The following is a 17,949-nucleotide window of genomic DNA, read 5'->3' on the forward strand; positions in this document are numbered from 1 at the left end:
ATCCTTTATCAAATCTAGTCTAGCACGCCTTCCCGACCCCGGGCAAGGGGTAGGATAGGGCCATGCGTGATGTCTTCATCGTTTCCGCGGCGCGAACCCCCATCGGGCGGTTTGGGGGTTCGCTGAAGGACAAGGCCCCCTCGGACCTCGCAGCCCACGCCATGAAGGCCGCGCTGGAGCGCGCGGGCGTTAGCGGCGAGGCGCTCGACTTCTACGTCTTCGGCAACGTCCTGCGCGGCGGCCACGGGCAGCTGATCCCGCGCCAGGCGGCGTTCAAGGCCGGCATTCCCAAGGAGAAGGATGGCTACGCGGTGGACATGGTCTGCTCCTCGGGGATGATGGCGCTGCTCTCGGGTGCCCAGGCGATCCGCGCCGGCGACGCGGACTTGGTCCTCGCCGGGGGCGTGGAGTCGATGAGCCAGGCCGGCTTCCTGCTCTCCCACCGGGCCCGCTGGGGGTACAAGTTCCTCCTCGGGGCCCCCGAGGAGGTCAAGGACCTCTTGCTCTACGACGGCCTGACCGACCCCATGACCGGCGAGCCGATGGGGGTGGAGACCGAGCGCCTCGCCGAGGCCTACGGGGTGGAGCGCGAGGCGTTGGACGAGGTCGCCTACCTCTCCCATAAGCGCGCCCACGCGGCCACCGAGAAGGGCATCTTCGCCAAGGAGATCGCCCCCATCGAGGTCAGGACGAAGAAGGGGCCGGTAGTGCTCGACCGGGATGAGGGGATCCGTCCCGACACCACGATGGAGACCCTGGCCAAGCTGCGCCCGGCGTTCAAACCCGACGGCCGCTTCACCGCCGGCAACTCCAGCCAGATCTCGGACGGCGCGGCGGCGCTGCTTTTGGCCAGCGCCGAGGCGCTCGAGGCCCATGGCCTGACCCCGATCGCGCGGCTCCTCGGCGGCTCGATGCGCGCGGGGGAGACCTGGCGCTTTCCCGAGGCACCGATCCCGGCGGTCAAGGCGCTCTTGGACCGCCTGGGGATGGGGCTTGAGGACTTCGACCTGATCGAGAACAACGAGGCCTTCGCGCTCAACAGCGTCCTCTTCAACCGCGTCCTTGGCGTGCCCTACGACAAGCTCAACGTCTACGGCGGCGCGATCGCCCTCGGCCACCCCATCGGCGCCTCCGGGGCGCGGATCGTGGTGACCTTGCTCAACGCCCTCGAAACCGAGGCAAAGACCCGCGGCCTGGCCGCGATCTGCCACGGCACCGGGGGCGCGACCGCGCTCGCGGTCGAGCGGCTATAGCTCCCAGAGCAGGACCTCGAGGCCTTCCTCGACGACCCGGTACTCCCCCTGGGCGGCGAGGAAGGCCGCCGCCTTTTTGAGCGTCTCCTCGACCCAGGCGGCGTCCTGGCCGATCAGGGTGAGGCCCACCACCTCCCAGGTGTGGGCGTCTTGGCCTTCGAGACGGGCCGCGGAGACCGGGAAGCGGGCGCGGATCCGCTCGATCGCAGGCCGCACCAATGCCCGCTTTTCCTTCAGGCTGCGAACCCAGGGCATCTCCAGGCGGGCGGTGTAGAGCCCCACGTAGGCGCGCACGCCCTTAGCTTAGCGATCCAAAAGGGCGGCCGGATAGCACCGGCCGCCCAAGGTAAGGCCTCTGGCGTTAGGCCTGGGTCTTGGTCGCTTCCCGCAGGAGCTTTCGCAGCACCGTTTGCAGGATACCCCCGTTGGTGTAGTAGTCGACCTCGACCGGGGTGTCGAGGCGGGCGATGACCGGGAACTCGAGCTGGGTCCCGTCGGGGCGGGTGGCGCGGACGGTGAGCGTCTTGCGCGGCGAAAGGCCCTCGTCGATCCCGAGGACGTCGAGCACCTCGTCGCCCTTGAGGCCGAGGCCCTGCCAGGAATCCCCGGGCATGAACTCGAGGGGCAGCACCCCCATCCCCACCAGGTTGGAGCGGTGGATGCGTTCGAAGCTCTCGGCGATGACCGCCTTGACCCCGAGCAGGGCCGGGCCCTTCGCGGCCCAGTCGCGCGAGGAGCCGGTCCCGTACTCCTTGCCGGCGAGGACCACCAGCGGCCGCCCCTCCTCCTTGTAGCGCATGGCCGCGTCGAAGATCCACATCTCCTCGCCTTCCGGGTACTTGATCGTGAAGCCCCCCTCCTTGCCCCCGAGCATCAGGTTCTTGATGCGGATGTTGGCGAAGGTGCCGCGCATCATCACCTCGTGGTTGCCGCGGCGGGAGCCGTAGGTGTTGAACTCGTGCACCGGCACCCCGCGCTCGAGCAGGTAGCGGCCGGCAGGGGACTCGGGCGGGATCGCCCCGGCGGGGGAGATGTGGTCGGTGGTGATGGAGTCGCCGAAGAGCGCCAGAATCCGTGCCCCCTCGATGTTCCTGGGGGGTTCGGGCTCGAGCGGCATGTCCTTGAAGAAGGGCGGCTCCTGAATGTAGGTGGAGTTGGGGTCCCACTCGTAGAGCTTGCCGGTGGGCGCGGCAAGCGCCTGCCAGGCCTCGTCGCCCTCGAAGACCCGGGCGTACTCCTCCTTGAACATCTCGGGGTCCAGGCTCTCGCGGATCGCCTCCTGGATCTCCGCCTGGCTGGGCCAGATGTCCTTGAGGTAGACCGGTTCGCCGTTGGGGTCGTGGCCGAGGGGCTCCTCGGCGAGGTTGACGTCGATGCGCCCGGCCAAGGCGTAGGCCACGACCAGCATCGGGCTGGCCAGGTAGTTGGCCTTGACGTGGGGGTTCACCCGGCCCTCGAAGTTGCGGTTGCCGGAGAGGACCGCTGCGGCGACCAGGTCTTCCTTTTCGATCGCCTCGCGGATGTCGTCGGGGAGCGGGCCGGAGTTGCCGATGCAGGTGGTGCAGCCGTAGCCGACGAGGTGGAAGCGAAGCGCTTCCAGGAAGGGCAGGAGTCCGGAGCGCTCGAGGTAGTCGGTGACCACCTTGGAGCCCGGGGCCAGGCTGGTCTTGACCCAGGGGGGGACGTCGAGCCCCGCCTCCACCGCCTTCTTCGCCAGCAGACCGGCCCCGATCATCACCGAGGGGTTCGAGGTGTTGGTGCAGGAGGTGATCGCCGCGATCACCACCGAGCCGTGGGAGAGCTCGAACTCCTCGTGGGGGCGCTTGACCAGCGCCTTCTTGTCCAGCGCCTCGGGGCTCAGGCCGAACCCGCGCTCGGTGATCGGCTTGGTCAGGTGCTCCTTGAAGCTGGTCTTGACCTGGGCCATCGGCACCCGGTCCTGGGGCCGCTTGGGCCCGGCCAGGCTGGGCTCGACGGTGCTCATGTCGAGCTCGACGTGCTCCGAGTAGCGGGTCGCTTCCTCGCCGGTGCGGAAGAGGCCGGTGGCCTTGGTGTAGCGCTCGACGAGGTCGATGAGCGCCTCGGGCCGGGCGGTGAGCCGCAGGTAGGCGAGGGTCTCCTCGTCGACTGGGAAGAAGCCCATCGTCGCGCCGTATTCCGGGGCCATGTTGGCAATCGTCGCCCGGTCCGCGAGGGGGAGCTTGGCCACCCCGGGGCCGTAGAACTCGACGAACTTCCCGACCACCCCGTGCTTGCGCAAAAGCTCGGTGACGGTCAGCACCAGGTCGGTGGCGGTGGCTCCTTCGGGGAGCTCGCCGGTGAGCTTGAAGCCCACGACCTTGGGGGCGAGCATGTAGTAGGGCTGGCCGAGCATCACCGCCTCGGCCTCGATGCCCCCCACGCCCCAGCCGAGCACGCCGAGGCCGTTGATCATCACCGTGTGGCTATCGGTGCCCACCAGCGAGTCCGGGAAGGCGTAGGTGACGTCGCCGTCCTTTGCGGTCATCACCACCTTGGCCAGGTACTCGAGGTTCACCTGGTGGATGATCCCCTGGTCCGGTGGGACGACGGAGAAGTTGTCGAGCGCCTTCTGGCCCCACTTGAGCAGGCTGTAGCGCTCGCGGTTGCGCTTGTACTCCAGCTCGGCGTTCTTTTTGAAGGCGTAGACGGTCCCGAAGAAGTCCACCTGGACCGAGTGGTCGATCACCAAATCGGAGCGCACGATCGGGTTGATCCGCTCGGGGTCGCGCCCGAAGCGGGCCATCGCGCTGCGCATCGCCGCCAGGTCCACGACCGCGGGGACCCCGGTGAAGTCTTGCAGCACCACCCGGGCGAGCTTCAGGGGGACGTTGATCGTGCCCGGCTCCGGCTTCCAGTTGGCCAGGTTGACCACGTCCTCCTCGGTGACCTGGTAGCCGTCGACGTTGCGCAGCAGGCTCTCCAGCATCACCCGGATGGAGAAGGGGAGCTTCGAGACCTCAGCGATCCCCTGGCGCTCGAGCTCCATGACGTCGAAGTAGCGCACCTTGCCGGCCTTGGTGTCTAGCGTCTTTAGCGTGCCAAAGGCGTCCTTGTACACTGCGTGCTCCTTTCTGCCCCCAAACGGGGCGGGACGGGAAGGGTTTTAGGGGTGGCGTTGTGATCTCGCGGGGAGCGCCCCGCGCGTCCCGTTCAGTTTAGCATCTACAGCATCCCGGCCAGGAAGCCCTCCTCACGAATCGCCCGGATCAGGTCCATCACCGTGAGCTGGTGGGGGTCGTACTCGACGAGGACCTGCCCGAGCTGACCGGCCTCTACCTTCTTCACCCCCTCGAGGTGGGAGAGCGTGCGCACGATGCGCTCCATCTGCTCGGCCTGCTCGACCCCGCGAACGCCCAGCAACACCCGGTTCATGCCGGTCATTCTAAGACCCCGCGCTGGCCCGAGGCCGAGCCCAGTCGGCGGGCATAGAGCCGGGGTCCGGGGTAGAAGCCGGCGTCCAGCGCGGCCCGGGCCAGGGGGGTCTCCTCCGGGCTCAAGAGGGCCACCTCGTAGGCCGCGGCGTCGTAAGCGGACTTGACGAGCGCGTTTAGGATCGGCGCCAGGGCTGCCTCCTCGGCGAGCAGGCGGGTGGCGAGGACCGTGGCCCGGTCCCCCTGCCAGAGGGCCTGGGCGAGGACGAAGCCCAGGACGCGGCCCGCCTCCTCGGCGACGAAGCTGTGTCCGGTGCGGGCGAAAAAACGCAGCGCCGCGAGGTTGGCGCGGGGCTTGGCGTCTCCGGGGCGGAGCCGGGCCTCGAGGTCACGAAGGGCGGGGGCGTCTTCTTCGGAGAGCGGTCGTACCCACATGCCTTGAGTGTAGGGCTTCGGCGACCAGGAGGGCCGCTGCAAGGAGGAGGGGCCAGGTTAGCAGCGGTTCCCGGTCGTCGGAGGGGGCCGCTCGGTTGGGGCTGGGCCTGGGCAGGAGGGTCTCGAAGGGGGCCTCGAGCACGTGGCGCTCGTCGGGGACGCGCACCCCGTCGGCGCCCAGGGGGCGCGCGTCGCGGCGATGGGGGGCAAGGAAGTTGTAGAGCAAGACCGGGAAAAAGGGCGCTTCGCGCAGCTCGGGCAGCGGTGGCAGGTAGAGGCTCTCGCGATCGGCGTAGATCAGCCCCACGCCGTCGTCCCCGAGCACGATCGGCCGCCAGGGCGGGGGGGCTTTGGGGGGGATGGGAAGGCGGCTTCCCAAGAGCGCCGCGCCGTAAAGGAAGGGGTTGGCCGGGTCGCGGTCCACGACCCGCGCCCGGCCCAAGGCCCTTTTGGCGAAGTAGAGGGTGGGCGTCTTCGGGGTGGCCTCCGGGGTGCCTTCCCGGATGCTGAGCTCGGCCTTACCCGCCTGGCGCACGCCGAGCAGGGCCAGGGCACGCGCCAGACCGGGGTCCTCGACGGTCACCCGGGCAACGAGGGGTCGCTCGCGATACCAGGAGCGGTCATCGAGGGCCAGGGCGTCCTCGCCTTGGAGCTCGGCAAGGAAGCGTCGCAGCCGGGGCACGTCCAGGGCCACGAACGCCCGGGGCGGGAGCCGCAGCGAGCGCGTCTCACCGGCCACCCGTATCCGTGCCGTCACCGGGTCGGGGCCGGCGTTGCCCACCGCGACCAGGCCCGGGCGCAAAGCGGTGAGGCCGACGTTGGGTTCGTCGGCGGCGACGTTGACCTCGGCGTCTTCGTCATCTCCGATTACCAGGACCCTGGCGTTCGGGAGCCGGGCCAGGCCTGCGGCGATCGCCGCGTCGAGGTCCGCTTCGCGGTCCCCCGGCCGCCAGCGGGTGATGGTCGCGATCAACGCGGTTCCCGCCGCAGGACCAACGGTCGTCGGGGTCAGGCCGGCGCGCACCGCCACCGCGGTCCTGCGGCCGGTCAGCCGGGTGCGGGCCGCGGCGAGGGCGTCCTGCCAGCGGTGACCCGCAGCCATCGAGGCCGAGGCGTCGAGCACCAGGATCAAGGGCCCCCTTGAGGGGCGGGTGGGGCGCGCCAGGGCCAGAACGGCCAGCCCCACCGCGGTCGCGAGCAGGACGAAGCTCAGGTTGAGACGGGGTCGCCGTCGCCGGCCAATCGCGGCCTTCCAGAGGAAGACGCCGGTGGCCGGTGTCATCCCGGGCCGCCGGCGCCGTTCGAGCCAGTAGAGCAGGCCCCAGAGCAGGGGCAAGAGCCAGAGCAGCTCAGGTCGGCTCAGGCTTACCAACGCACCTCGCTCCAGCCCGCTCCGATCAGGCCGCCGTCGGCGGGCCGGAGGTAGCCGACGCCGACCCCGCTCTTTTCAGCCAAATAGCGGACGAAGCGCTCGAAGCGCTGGGTGATGTCCTCGACGGCTTTGGCGCTCCCCGCGTCGTTGAGGGTCGTCGGCAGGGTGCGGAGGATGGAGGCGATGGACTTCAACAGCGTCTTCCGGTTGTCGGAAAAGCTCTTCATCGTCGCCCCCTTGGGCCAGGCGTCGCGGTAGCGCTGGTAGTCCGGGTGCGCACTGAGCTTCGTGCCGAAGAGCGCGTTCGCCGCGCGATCGCTGGTCGCGATCGCGACCCGGTCGCCGAGCTCGAAGACGTAGAGCGGCTGGCCCAGGCCCCAGTAAACCCGCTTCCCCGTGTGGCCCCGGACCTCAACCTTTTCGACGCGGAACCCGCCCTGGCCCTCGGGGGTGGCCATGGCCGCAGCCAGTTGCAGCCAGGAGAGGACGGTGGTCTCCGCGGTCACCCCGTCCTTGGCCTCCAAGAGCAGGATCAGGTCGCCCAAGGGGTTGGTCTGCGCCTTGACCGGGTCGGTTTCGATGTCCACCGTCACCAGCGCCAGGCGATCCCCGAAGGCGCTGAGATCCAGCTGCTGGAACCCCAGGCGTAGGAGCAGCCGTTGCAGGGCGGGCATCGAGAGGCTGTAGCTGGCCACGCTGAGCCCCTGCGGCAGCCCGCCGGGGTCCCAGGCCTCCGGGGCGTCGCGGAAGAGCGCGATCAGGTCCAGGTCGCCATTCGGGTCGAGGTCGAAGCGGGTCTTGCTGGAGACACCGTTCTTTTCGAGGGTGACACTGCTCGCATAGAGCCTCGGGGTGGCCAAGAGGGTCAGCATCTCCGGGGGGAGGTTCCTGGAGAGGCTTTGGAGCAGTGGGTGCAGGGGCCGGGCATCGAAGAAGACGAGCAGATCCCCCTTGAGGGGAAGCGAGAGGCCGTCCCCTCCCGCGGTCATACGCTGAAAGGCCGTGGGGGAGGCCAGGAGCAGGGTGCGGTCCCGGTAGCCGGCGAGGAGGGGGTAGTCCTTGAGCGCGTCAAGCTTCAAAGGCGCCACCATCCAACCCGCCTGGGCCTTCGCCTCCGGCAGCAGCGCCTTCACCTGGCTCAGGATCTCCTCGCGCTTGGCCGCCGAGGGCCGGGCCAGGGCGAGCAGGCTGCCGTCCGGGTAGACCGCGACCAGGCCTTCCTCACCCACCAGATCCAGGGAAAAGAGGCTGAGGAAGGGGCCGATCTCCTTTTCGATCGTGGCCTTGTCCGCATTGCCGGCCAGCTCCGCGACCAGGTCCGAAAGGGTCAGGCGCTGGCGCAACAGCTCGGCCTGCACGTCCACCAAATAGGCTTTCTTGACGCTCAGCTGACGGGTATACAGCCCGAAGACCGCTCCCGCCGGGGCCATGGCCGGCAGGCTCTTGGCAGCTGCTGAAAGCGTCAGGAAGAGTCCCAGGAAGAGTAGCCATCCGCGTTTCATGCCCCCCACCATAGCAGCATCAGAGGTAGCGGGGGGTGATGCCTGACCGGCCTGCCCTAAGGGCCCTTGCGCCCAGGCGGGAGAGCGCGCGGCCCGAGGGCGGGGCATCGAGGAGGTGGCAGCCGGGGAGCGTGGCAAACCCCGCGAGGTCCGTTTTGAAGGGGGCCCGTTCGACCTCGACTCGCTCCGGTTCGACCCGGTACACTCCGGCGTAGACCTGCTGGTTTCGGGCCAGGAGGCCGGCCGCGACCTGGCCGGTGCGCCGGGCAGCGACCGCCAGCAGGGTGTCGATGCCGACGACGGGGAGGCCAAGCCCCCGGGCCAGCCCCAGCGCGAAGGCCACCCCCACCCGGAGGCCGGTGTAAGAGCCGGGCCCCTGGCCCACCGCGATGCCCTCGATGGCCTCGAGCGCCAGGCCTTCGGCTTTCAAAAAGCTCCTCAAGACCTCGGGCAGGCGCTCGCCGTGGCGCCGCTCCAGGCGCACCGCGAGCTCCGCCGTCTCGAGGCCCAAGACCAGGTAAGGGGTCGCGGTGTCGATCGCCAGAACCCGCACAAGGCAGATATTAAAGTAAGGCATGACCTTCAAGCGTTTTGCCGAGTACCTGGCCCGCATCGAGCAAGAAAGCAGCCGTCTGGAGATCATCCGCTTGCTCTCCGAGCTCTTCGCCGAGCTCGAGGCCGAGGAGCTGCCGAAGGCGGTGCTGCTCTTGACCGGTAGCGTGGCCCCGGAGTTCGAGGGGCTGGAGTTCGGGGTGGCGGAGAAGGAGGCCGCAAAGGCCTTGGCCCTGGCGCTCGGCGCGCCGGAGGATGCCGTCTGGCAGAAGGTCCGTGAGCTCGGCGACGTGGGACGGGCGGCGCTCGAGCTCCTTCCTTCCAAGGAAGAGGGCGGGCTGCCCCTGCTCGAGGTCTACCAGGAGCTTTTGGCCTTAGCCCAGGACAGCGGGCCCGGCTCCCAGCTGCGAAAACGCGAGCGGCTGGCCCGACTGATCGGCCGCGGCACCCCGCTGGAGGCGGCCTACATCCTGCGCATCGTCACCGGCCGGCTCAGGCTCGGCGTCGGCGAGGCGACGATCCTCGAGGCCCTGGCCCAGGCGGTGCTTGGGGACCGCAAGCACCGGCCGCTGCTCGAGCGCGCCTACAACCTGACCTCGGACCTGGCCTACGTCGCCGAGCTGGCCCTCAAGGGCATCGAAGCGCTGGAGAACGTCGGGGTGCAGATCGGTAAGCCGATCCGGATGATGCTCGCCGAGCGCCTGCCCAACGCCGAGGCCATCGTCAAGAAGCTCGGCCCTCACTACGCCGAGTACAAGTACGACGGGGAGCGGGTCCAGGTCCACCACGACGGCGAGCGCTTTTGGGTCTTCTCCCGGCGCATCGAGAACATCACCCATCAGTACCCGGACCTCCTCGAGGCCTTCAAGGCTTCCCTCAAAGGACGCTACATCCTCGAGGCCGAGGCGGTGGTCTTCGACCCCGACTCCGGGGAGATGCTGCCCTTCCAGTTCGTCCTGAACCGCAAGGTCAAGCACTTCACCCCGGAGCTCGCCGAGAAGTACCCGGTCAAGGCCTTCGTCTTCGAGCTCCTCTACCTCGACGGCGAGGCGTTGATCGACCTGCCCTACAGCGAGCGGCGCGAACGGCTCGAGGCCTTCGTTCCAGTGGCCGAGCGCTTCGAGCCCTCGACCCGGCGCTGGATCGAGACCACCGAGGCCCTCGAGACCTTCTTCGACGAGGCGCTCGAGGCCGGGACCGAGGGGTTGATGTGCAAAAAACCCGACGCCAACTACGAGGCCGGGAAGCGAGGCTTCAAGTGGGTGAAGTTCAAGCGCGCCGCCGGGGGCCGGCTGGCCGATACCCTGGACGTGGTGATCGTCGGGGCCTGGTGGGGGCGGGGCCGGCGCAGCGGGACCTACGGCTCGCTCCTCGTGGCCACCTACAACCCCGAGGAGGACCGCTTCGAGACGATCTCCAAGCTGGGCTCGGGCTTTACCGACGAGGACCTGCAGCGGATCCTCCCCGAGCGCCTCGACGCGCTGCGCCGCGAAGCACGGCCGTCCCGGGTCTGGTCCTTCCTCGAGCCCGATGTCTGGTTCGAACCCGCCCAGGTGATCGAGGTCGAGGCCCAGGAGATCACCCTCAGCCCCAACCACACCTGCGCCTACGGCAAGGTCAAGCCCGGCCGGGGCTTGGCGCTGCGCTTCCCGCGTTTCCTCCGCTACCGCGACGACAAGGGCCCCGAGGAGGCCACGACCTCCGACGAGGTGGTTGAGCTTTATCACCTGCAGTGGAAGTAGCATGGGGGCCATGCAGCGAACCCTCTTCCTCGTCATTGGCGTGATCGCGATCCTGGCCATCGGCGGCGTCTACCTTCTGGGTCAGCGTCGGGCCGCTTCATCCCCGACCACGGAGATCGAGAACCCCGATCCCCTCTTGAAGGCCCACATCGTCATTGGCGATCAGAACGCGCCGCACACCGTCGTCGAGTTCTCCAACTACCTCTGCCCGCACTGCAAGAACCATGCCCTGAACATCCTCCCCGTGCTGGTCCGGGACTACGTGGAGACCGGCAAGGCGCGCTACGTCTTCCGCGCCCTGCCCTTTCAAAACCAGCCCGACGTCTTTCGCGCGAGCGTGGCCGCGGCCTGCGTCTACGATCAGGACCGGGCACGCTTTCTGCCCTTCCACACCCTGCTCTTCCGGGCCAACGAGGCCTGGCGGGGACGTTCCGGGGCGGTGCTCGACCGCTTGCTCTTGGACTATGCCCGTCAGCTGAGCTTGGATACCCAGGCGCTCTCGGCCTGCCTCGACGACCCCAAGGTCGCGGACCGCGTGCGCTTCGACCAGAAGCTGGCCGCGGCGCTCGGCGTCGACGGCACCCCGACCTTCTTCGTCGACGGGGAGAAACGGGTCGGGGTGCAGCCGCTCAGCGCCTGGCGACGCTGGCTGGAGTAGCTAGGGCAGGCGCACCTGAACCTGGGCGACCATGTTCTTGAGGTGGAGGGTTTGGCTGACCGCCCCCTCCACCTTCACCCCCAGGTAGACCGAGCCCTGGTTCAGGCCCTCGGCCAGGACCTGGGTGTTCTTGTCGATCGCGAAGGGCTTGGGCCCGGCCTCGCCGTTAAACGCGACGGGATCGCTCACCTGGGTGACCGCGTCCTCCGGACAGAGCGCGTAGCCGCCGAAGTCGGTGCAGAGGCCGCCGAGCTCGGTGGTCGCGTAGAAGGTCAACGTCGCGCTCACCGGTTGATCGAAGCTGGCCTCGCCGGTGACCTTGATGCTTGCGATCTGGCCTGCGGGCAAGGGGTCGTGCTGGACGGCCTTGAGCACGACCTGGCCGCCGGTGTTGGCCAGGGGCAGGTCGAGGTCATCGAGCTTCACCGAGACCGGAGGCAGGGTGCAGGCCGCAAGGAGCGCGGCCAGGCCAAAGAGCGGGGCAAGGCGTAGGCGTCGCATCGCTTCTTAGTTTACGACGCTTGCAGCCGTCGCCGCCCGCTGATAAGCTAAGACGGCTTGGCGCACGACCAAGACCGTGCGCAAAGGAGGCGTGATGAAGGCAGAGATCCATCCCAAACTGGTTCCCGCACGCATCATCTGCGGCTGTGGCAACGTGATCGAGACCTACTCGGTGAAGCCGGAGATTCACGTCGAGGTCTGCTCGGCCTGCCACCCGTTCTTTACCGGCCAGCAACGCTTCGTGGACACCGAAGGGCGCGTCGAGCGCTTCCAGCGCCGGTTCGGCGACGCCTACAAGCAAAACCTCAAGCGGCGGAAGAAGGCCTGAGGTTCCGCTCGCCCGCCTTGTGCGGGCGTTTTCGTATGCCGATTGCCCCCCTCTTTCCCAACACCGGCTGGATCGAGGTCATCGCCGGACCGATGTTCTCGGGCAAGTCCGAGGAGCTGATCCGCCGGGTCAAGCGCGCGCTCATCGCCGGGCAGCGGGTGCAGGTCTTCAAGCCCGCTTTGGACGATCGCTACCACAAGACCGACGTGGTCAGCCACGACGGCCGCCGTGCCGAGGCCCTGCCCATCGGGGACAGCGCCGCCCTCTTTGAGGCGCTCGATCGCCCCTACCCTCACGTGGTGGCGATCGACGAGGCCCAGTTTTTTGACCCTGATCTGGTCGCGCTCGTCGAGAAGCTCGCCGACGCCGGCGTGCGGGTCATCGTCGCCGGGCTGGACATGGACTTTCGCGGGGAGCCCTTCGGCCCCATGCCCGCGCTCCTTGCCCGGGCGGAGTTCGTCGAGAAGCTGACCGCGGTCTGCGTGCGTTGCGGGGCCCCGGCAACGCGCACCCAGCGGCTGATCGACGGTGAGCCCGCCCGCTATGGCGACCCGGTGGTCCTGGTGGGGGCGGCGGAGACCTACGAGCCCCGCTGCCGGCGTTGCCACGTCGTCCGGCCCGCCTAGCATGACCCCGGTCATCCCCGTGCTTACCGGTCCCACCGCGACCGGAAAGAGCGCCCTGGCGCTTCGCCTGGCCCAGGAGCACGGGCTCGAGCTCGTCAACGCCGACGCGACCCTGGTCTATCGCGGGCTGGACATCGGCACCGCCAAGCCCAGCCCCGAAGAGCGTGCCGAGGTCCCTCATCACCTGGTCGACGTCCTCGAGCCCGACGAGGCGATGAGCGTGGTGCGCTACGTCGCGCTCGCCGAGGCCGCGATCGCCGGGGTCCTCGCCCGCGGCCGCTTGCCCCTCGTCGTCGGGGGGACCGGCTACTACGTGCGGGCGCTTTCCGAGGGGCACCACCTGCTCCCACCGCCCGACCCCGAGCTCGAAGCCGCGCTGCAACGCGAGCTCCACGCGCGGGGCATGGACGCGCTCCTCGCCGAGCTCGCACGCGCAAGCCCGGAGGACGCGCAAAGGGTGGGCCGAAACCCCCGGCGCCTTTTGCGCGCCCTCTTCATCCTGCGGGCCACCGGCCGCCCGTCCAAGGCGCTGCCCAAGAAGCCGCCGCGGTTTCGCTACAAGAAGCTCGTCCTCTGGCCCGAGCGCCAACAGCTCCTGCCCCGCATCCAGCGCCGGGCGCGCGCCCAGTTCGAGGCCGGTCTGGTCGAGGAGGTCAAGGGCCTCCTCGACCGCTACCCGACGATGCCGACCGCGTTGCAGGCGATCGGCTACAAGGAGGTGGTGCGCTACCTCCGCGGCGAGTACGACCTCGAGGCCGCGATCGAGGCCGACTGGCGCGCGGTCTGGCGCTACGCCAAGCGCCAGTACACCTGGTTCCGCCGCGAGCCCGGGGAGGTCGTCTACCTGATGCGCATGGGGGAGGCGGCCTGGCCCGGGTTGCGGTCCTGGTTCGCCCTCCACTTCCTAGAGCACCTGGCGTAGGCGGGCGGCGCCCAGCCGTTCGCAGAGGGCCAGGTAGACCTCGGCGGTGGCGATCGCGTCCTCGAGCGCGTGGTGGGCCTTGTGCGGGGGCAGGCCGAGCGCCGCGCGCAGGGCCTCGAGCTCCGTCGGCAGGGCGGCGTTGGGGGCGTAGAAGGCCTGCCGCGCGTTCAGCCTCAGGGTCAGCTTGAGGGTGTCGATGACCGGCGCGCGCAGGCGCCGCCGGCCCAGCGCCCGCCGCAGGAAGGCCAGGTCCAGCGGGGCGTGGTGCACGATCAAGGCGCGGCCCTTCAAGCGGGCCTCGATCTCCGGGAGGATGGCTTCGAGGCTCGGGGCGGCCTCGAGCTGTTCGGGGACCAGCTGGTGGATCCTCAAGCTGGCCTCGTCGGGCATGCGCGCGGGGCGGACCGGGGTGTAGAAGGCCTCGCCGAGGCGGATCGCCCTTCCCTCCAGGGGTACCAGCCCGACCGAGAGGATCTCGTTCTTCTTGGGGTTGAGCCCGGAGGTCTCGAGGTCCAGGGCCACCGCGCTGAGGCGGTCGAGCGGCGGGTTGGGCCTCATGGCAGGGGGTAGTCGGCGGCGAGGGCACGCTGCGCCTCGCGGATGGCCACGAAGGCCTCCTTGAGGTGCTTGCGCTCGAGGCTTGACAGGGCCTTGAGCCGCACGCGGTGGGTCGTCGGGCGACCGGCGGCCAGGTCCTCGAGCTGGTGCTTGAGGCGCAGGTCCAGTAAGAAGCGAAACGCCTCGGCGAGGACCTCGGCGCTCTCCTCGGAGAGGGTCTTCCCGGCGGTGCCCTTGAGCCGTTCGAGCGTCGGCCGCTCGCGCACGCCCGCGGCCAGGGCCCGGACCCGGGCCAGGCCGACGATCGGGGCGATGCCCCCTTCCTTGAGGTCGATGCCTCCCTCCCGTTCCACCAGGCGGGCAAACGCGCCCAGCGGTGGGCGAAAGCGCAGCGCCTCCCGAGCCAGGTGGGCGAGAAACAGCGTGTGGTGCTGGCTTTCCGTCAGGATGGTCTCCAGGGTCGAGAGGTCCAGCCCGCCCGTGGCCCGGCGATGGTCGAAGAAGATCGCCGCCTTGAGCAGGGCCTCGGGCTCGGGCGTTTCGATCCAGCCCCTAAAGCGCGCTTCCCACACGCTGAGCGGGCCCCGCCAGCGGGTGGCCATGTAGCCCCCGGGGCACTCGGGAAACCCCGCGGCGAGGAGGCCCTTGACCGCGTGCTCGGCGAGGGCCTCGAAGTAGGCGGGGTCGCCGCCGTCGGCGTAGATCAGGGCGTTGTCCTGGTCGGTGGGCAGGGTCTGCTCCCGCCGCCCCTCGGAGCCAAAGACGATGAACGCGTAGGCCGCCGGGGCGGGGCCAAGCGTGCTCTCCCCGAGGGCGAGGATCTTGCGGATCAAGGCGTCGTGGGTCTGAGCCACGATCCGCCCGATCGCCGGCGTGTCGATGCCCGCGGAAAAGAGCTGCCGCACCAGGCGCGCGATCTCCCGGGCGTAGCCCTTTAGGTCGTCGAGGGACGTTGCGCGTTCCAGCCGCTTGGCCAAGAAGAGCGGGTGGCGGCTTTGGGTCTCGAGCAGGTCGGTGTCGGTGATGACCCCGATCACCCGCTCCCCCTCGACGACCGGCAGGTGGTGGACGCCGAGGGCGATCATCTCGCTCAAGGCCTCCATCAGGCTGGCCTCGGCGGAGACCGTCTTGACCGGGCGCGTCGCGATCTGCGAGATCGGGGTGTCGGGACCGCGGCCCTCGGCCAGGACCCGGTTCCTGAGGTCCCGGTCGGTGAGGATCCCCAGCGGCGCGCCCTCGACGAGCAACGAGGAGATCCCTTCCTCGCGCATGCGCCGCGCCGCCGCCTCGACGTTCGCCGAGAGGGGGATAAAGACCGGGGGGCGGCGGATCAGCTCGCGCACCGGAAGGGCAAAAAAGCCAGCCTCCTCGCTTACCCCGCGCAGGCGGCGCAGCCGCTCGGCGAGGCCCAGCGTGAAGTATTCGGCGAACGCCGGCTCGGTTTGCAAGAGCTCGCGAAACACCTCCGCCGGGAGGCGCCAGACCAGGGTGTCTTCCTCGGCGATGACGTCGAACCGGACCTCGCCGCTGAGGATCGAGGGGTAGCCGAACGCCTCCCCGGGCTCGAGGTGGGCCAGCGCTTCCCCGGCCTCCTCAAGCCGCACCGCGCCGCTGCGCACCACGTACAGGTAGGGGCTCGCCGGCGCGCCCCGGTGCAGCACCCGGGTTCCGCGGGGAAGGTAGGCGACCTCCACGTGGCGCTTGACCTTCTCCCAACCGGCCTGGGAGAGCTGGTCGAAGGGGGGATGGGCGCGCAGGCTGCGCAGGGCCTCGGGCTCGATCACGTCGTTTCCCGCACGATCAGGCCCGACGCCAGCCAGGCGCTCAGGGCCAGCATCAGGTGGTAGGCGCGTGCTCCGCCGGGGTCGACCAGCGCCTGCCAGAAGAACCCTAGCCCCAGCACCGGAACGACCAGCAACAGCGTGCGCAGGACCCGCTCGAACCCCATCCGCTGGGGGAGCGGCCAGACCCGGGCGAAGGCCAGGCCGATCGCGGTGCCGATCAGCACGGTGAGCAGGATGCGAAAGAGCTCGAGCGGCGTGGGGAAGGGCAGGGACCAGAGCCGGTGCGCGGCGATGTAGAAGAGGAACAGCACCAGGCTCATCCCCAGCGCGTGGCGCAGCGCCCGCAAGCGAAGGGGCCCCAGCACGGGGCCCCTGATCTTAGTGGGCATGCGCCTCCCCGGCGCCCTTCGGTATCCGAATGCGCTCGACCATCTCCTGGACCTCCTTGGGCGGGGGCGGGGTGGCCCGGCTGACCAGGTAGGCGACGATGAAGTTCAGCACCATCCCGGCGACCCCGATGCCCTGCGCGTTCATGCCCAGAAAGCTGGAAACGATCGGTTCCGGCGTGCCGAGGAGGCGGGTGGAGCGCATGAGGATGATCATGATCAAGGTGAAGAAGAGGCCGGTCAGGATCCCCGCGATCGCCCCTTCGCGGTTCATGCGCTTGTCGAAGATGCCCAGGAAGATCGCCGGGAAGAGGCTGGCCGCGGCCAGGCCGAAGGCGAAGGCCACCACCTCGGCGACGAACCCCGGGGGCTTGATGCCGAAGATCCCGGCGATCACGATCGCCACGAAGATCGTCGCCCGGCCTGCGCGCAGGCGTTCGCTCTCGGTGGCCTGGGGCTTGAAGATGCGGTAGTAGAGGTCGTGGGCGACCGCGCTGGACATCGCCAAGAGCAACCCGGCGGCGGTGGAGAGGGCCGCGGCCAGACCGCCGGCGGCGACCAGCCCCACCACCCAGGGGGCGAGGCGGGCCACCTCGGGCGTGGAAAGAACGATGATGTCACGATCGATCGTCACCTCGCTCTTGAAGTCCAGCCGGCCGTCGTTGTTCTTGTCCGCGAGCTTCAAGAGCCCGGTTTCCTCCCACTTCTTCACCCAGTCGATCTCGCGCACCTCGGCGATCGGCTTGTCGTGCAGGGTGTCGATCAGGTTGTACTTGGCGAACACCGCGAGGGCCGGGGCGGTGGTGTAGAGGAGGGCGATGAAGAGCAGGGCCCAGCCCGCCGACCACCGGGCGTCCCGGACCTTGGGCACGGTGTAGAAGCGGATGATCACGTGGGGAAGCCCGGCGGTCCCCACCATCAGGGCCAGGGTGATGGTGAAGAACTGCCAGAGGGTAAAGCGCTGGAAGGGCTCGAGGTAGGACCCCATCCCGATGTCGCGCTGGATCTGGTCCAGCTTCACCGCGAAGTCGGTGAAGGTGAAGGCGATCTGGGGGATGCTGATGCCGGTCAGGATCTTGGCCAGGGCGAAGGCCGGGATCAGGTAGGCGATGATCAGTACCGTGTACTGCACCACCTGGGTCCAGGTGATGCCCTTCATGCCTCCCAGGATGGCGAAGAAGGCCACGATGGCCATCCCCACGATGACCCCGACGACGATGTCGGTTTGCAAAAAGCGGCTGAAGACGATCCCCACCGCGCGCATCTGCCCGGCGACGTAGGTGATCGAGATGAAGATGGTGGCGATCGCCGCCACCGCGCGGGCGGCATTCGAGTAGTAGCGGTCGCCGATAAAGTCGGGAACGGTGTACTTTCCGAACTTGCGCAGGTAGGGGGCGAGCAGGAGCGCCAGCAGCACGTACCCGCCGGTCCAGCCCATCAGGTAGACCGCCCCGTCGTAGCCCAAAAAGGCGATCAGACCGGCCATCGAGATGAACGACGCGCCGCTCATCCAGTCGGCGGCGGTGGCCGCGCCGTTGGCGATCGCGGGGACCCCGCGTCCGGCGACGTAAAACCCCGCGGTCTCGCGTACCCGCGCCCACCAACCGATGTAGAGGTAGAGGGCGAAGGTCAGGCCGACGAAGATCCAGGTCCAGGCCTCCACGCTCATGGCTACTCCTCCACCCCGTGCGCGCGATCCAGCCGGTCCATGTACCAGGCGTAGACGAAGATCATGATCACGAAGACGACGATCGATCCCTGCTGCGCGTCCCAGAAGGGGAAGGGCAGCTTGCCGACGTAAAGCGAGGACAGCGGCTTCGCCAAGAGGATCGCGAGGCCATAAGAGACCGCTGCCCAGATGATGAGCAGAATGGTGATGACCTGGACGTTTTTCTGCCAATACGCCTTGAGCTCCTTCATACCGCCTCCCTCCTTGGT

General features: G+C 69.0%; 19 protein-coding genes. 6 read left to right on the forward strand and 13 right to left on the reverse strand.

Features of this window, described 5'->3' with window-relative positions:
• Positions 1-62 precede the first annotated feature (62 nt).
• On the forward strand, positions 63-1,253 hold the full coding sequence (locus ACZ48Y_RS02780) for a thiolase family protein (RefSeq protein ID WP_464741946.1): 1,191 nt from the start codon (positions 63-65) through the stop codon (positions 1,251-1,253).
• Here the strand turns inward: ACZ48Y_RS02780 and ACZ48Y_RS02785 are convergent.
• From ACZ48Y_RS02785 to tsaB, 7 genes are all read right to left on the reverse strand, one after another.
• Positions 1,248-1,547, reverse strand: a complete 300-nt coding sequence (locus ACZ48Y_RS02785; protein ID WP_464741948.1) for a DUF503 domain-containing protein — start codon at positions 1,545-1,547, stop codon at positions 1,248-1,250. The genes ACZ48Y_RS02780 and ACZ48Y_RS02785 overlap by 6 nt on opposite strands.
• 67 nt (positions 1,548-1,614) lie before the next feature.
• Positions 1,615-4,332, reverse strand: a complete 2,718-nt coding sequence (gene acnA, locus ACZ48Y_RS02790) for an aconitate hydratase AcnA (RefSeq protein ID WP_464741950.1) — start codon at positions 4,330-4,332, stop codon at positions 1,615-1,617.
• 104 nt (positions 4,333-4,436) lie between these two features.
• The gene (locus ACZ48Y_RS02795) at positions 4,437-4,646 is read right to left on the reverse strand and encodes a heavy-metal-associated domain-containing protein (protein WP_464741952.1); all 210 of its coding nucleotides are present in this window, start codon (positions 4,644-4,646) and stop codon (positions 4,437-4,439) included.
• 5 nt (positions 4,647-4,651) lie between these two features.
• Positions 4,652-5,080 carry a DUF1999 family protein gene (locus ACZ48Y_RS02800; protein WP_464741954.1) on the reverse strand — a complete coding sequence of 143 codons (429 nt, stop codon included), beginning with the start codon at positions 5,078-5,080 and terminating at the stop codon, positions 4,652-4,654.
• On the reverse strand, positions 5,034-6,452 hold the full coding sequence (locus ACZ48Y_RS02805; RefSeq protein WP_464741956.1) for a vWA domain-containing protein: 1,419 nt from the start codon (positions 6,450-6,452) through the stop codon (positions 5,034-5,036). The genes ACZ48Y_RS02800 and ACZ48Y_RS02805 overlap by 47 nt, the downstream gene beginning before the upstream one ends.
• Complete coding sequence (locus tag ACZ48Y_RS02810; RefSeq protein ID WP_464741958.1) at positions 6,446-7,954, reverse strand: hypothetical protein; 1,509 nt, start codon at positions 7,952-7,954, stop codon at positions 6,446-6,448. Before ACZ48Y_RS02810 ends, ACZ48Y_RS02805 begins: the two co-directional genes overlap by 7 nt.
• 19 nt (positions 7,955-7,973) lie before the next feature.
• Positions 7,974-8,507, reverse strand: a complete 534-nt coding sequence (tsaB, locus tag ACZ48Y_RS02815; protein ID WP_464741960.1) for a tRNA (adenosine(37)-N6)-threonylcarbamoyltransferase complex dimerization subunit type 1 TsaB — start codon at positions 8,505-8,507, stop codon at positions 7,974-7,976.
• Positions 8,508-8,529: 22 nt separating this feature from the next.
• On the opposite strand from tsaB, the gene ACZ48Y_RS02820 reads away from it, so the two are divergent.
• Together ACZ48Y_RS02820 and ACZ48Y_RS02825 are read left to right on the forward strand one after the other, a co-directional pair.
• Positions 8,530-10,248: an ATP-dependent DNA ligase gene (locus ACZ48Y_RS02820; RefSeq protein WP_464741962.1), complete on the forward strand. Its 1,719-nt coding sequence runs from the start codon at positions 8,530-8,532 to the stop codon at positions 10,246-10,248.
• Between the two features lie 10 nt (positions 10,249-10,258).
• The gene (locus ACZ48Y_RS02825) at positions 10,259-10,906 is read left to right on the forward strand and encodes a DsbA family protein (protein ID WP_464741964.1); all 648 of its coding nucleotides are present in this window, start codon (positions 10,259-10,261) and stop codon (positions 10,904-10,906) included.
• On the opposite strand, the gene ACZ48Y_RS02830 is transcribed toward ACZ48Y_RS02825, so the two are convergent.
• Positions 10,907-11,407 (reverse strand): hypothetical protein, encoded by a 501-nt coding sequence (locus ACZ48Y_RS02830; RefSeq protein ID WP_464741966.1) that lies wholly within the window; start codon positions 11,405-11,407, stop codon positions 10,907-10,909.
• Positions 11,408-11,501: 94 nt separating this feature from the next.
• Here ACZ48Y_RS02830 and rpmE point away from each other — a divergent pair, with 94 nt between their 5' ends.
• From rpmE to miaA, 3 genes are read left to right on the forward strand one after another with little or no spacing between them, the layout of a single operon-like run.
• Entirely contained in the window at positions 11,502-11,735 is a 234-nt protein-coding gene (gene rpmE / locus ACZ48Y_RS02835; protein WP_464741968.1) for a 50S ribosomal protein L31, read from the forward strand.
• A 35-nt stretch (positions 11,736-11,770) separates the two neighbouring features.
• On the forward strand, positions 11,771-12,361 hold the full coding sequence (locus ACZ48Y_RS02840; RefSeq protein WP_464741970.1) for a thymidine kinase: 591 nt from the start codon (positions 11,771-11,773) through the stop codon (positions 12,359-12,361).
• A gap of 1 nt (position 12,362) precedes the next feature.
• Complete coding sequence (gene miaA / locus ACZ48Y_RS02845) at positions 12,363-13,283, forward strand: tRNA (adenosine(37)-N6)-dimethylallyltransferase MiaA (protein ID WP_464741972.1); 921 nt, start codon at positions 12,363-12,365, stop codon at positions 13,281-13,283.
• On the opposite strand, the gene ACZ48Y_RS02850 is transcribed toward miaA, so the two are convergent.
• From ACZ48Y_RS02850 to ACZ48Y_RS02870, 5 genes are read right to left on the reverse strand one after another with little or no spacing between them, the layout of a single operon-like run.
• The gene (locus ACZ48Y_RS02850; RefSeq protein WP_464741974.1) at positions 13,266-13,841 is read right to left on the reverse strand and encodes a 3'-5' exonuclease; all 576 of its coding nucleotides are present in this window, start codon (positions 13,839-13,841) and stop codon (positions 13,266-13,268) included. The genes miaA and ACZ48Y_RS02850 overlap by 18 nt on opposite strands.
• Positions 13,838-15,625 carry a DUF294 nucleotidyltransferase-like domain-containing protein gene (locus ACZ48Y_RS02855; RefSeq protein WP_464741976.1) on the reverse strand — a complete coding sequence of 596 codons (1,788 nt, stop codon included), beginning with the start codon at positions 15,623-15,625 and terminating at the stop codon, positions 13,838-13,840. The genes ACZ48Y_RS02850 and ACZ48Y_RS02855 overlap by 4 nt, the downstream gene beginning before the upstream one ends.
• Positions 15,622-15,990, reverse strand: a complete 369-nt coding sequence (locus ACZ48Y_RS02860) for a hypothetical protein (protein WP_464741978.1) — start codon at positions 15,988-15,990, stop codon at positions 15,622-15,624. The genes ACZ48Y_RS02855 and ACZ48Y_RS02860 overlap by 4 nt, the downstream gene beginning before the upstream one ends.
• A 13-nt stretch (positions 15,991-16,003) precedes the next feature.
• Positions 16,004-17,680 (reverse strand): sodium:solute symporter family protein, encoded by a 1,677-nt coding sequence (locus ACZ48Y_RS02865; protein WP_464741980.1) that lies wholly within the window; start codon positions 17,678-17,680, stop codon positions 16,004-16,006.
• 2 nt (positions 17,681-17,682) lie between these two features.
• Positions 17,683-17,931, reverse strand: coding sequence for a DUF4212 domain-containing protein (locus ACZ48Y_RS02870; protein WP_464741982.1), 249 nt, complete (start codon positions 17,929-17,931; stop codon positions 17,683-17,685).
• Positions 17,932-17,949 lie beyond the last annotated feature (18 nt).

This window comes from Rhabdothermus arcticus (assembly GCF_055382915.1).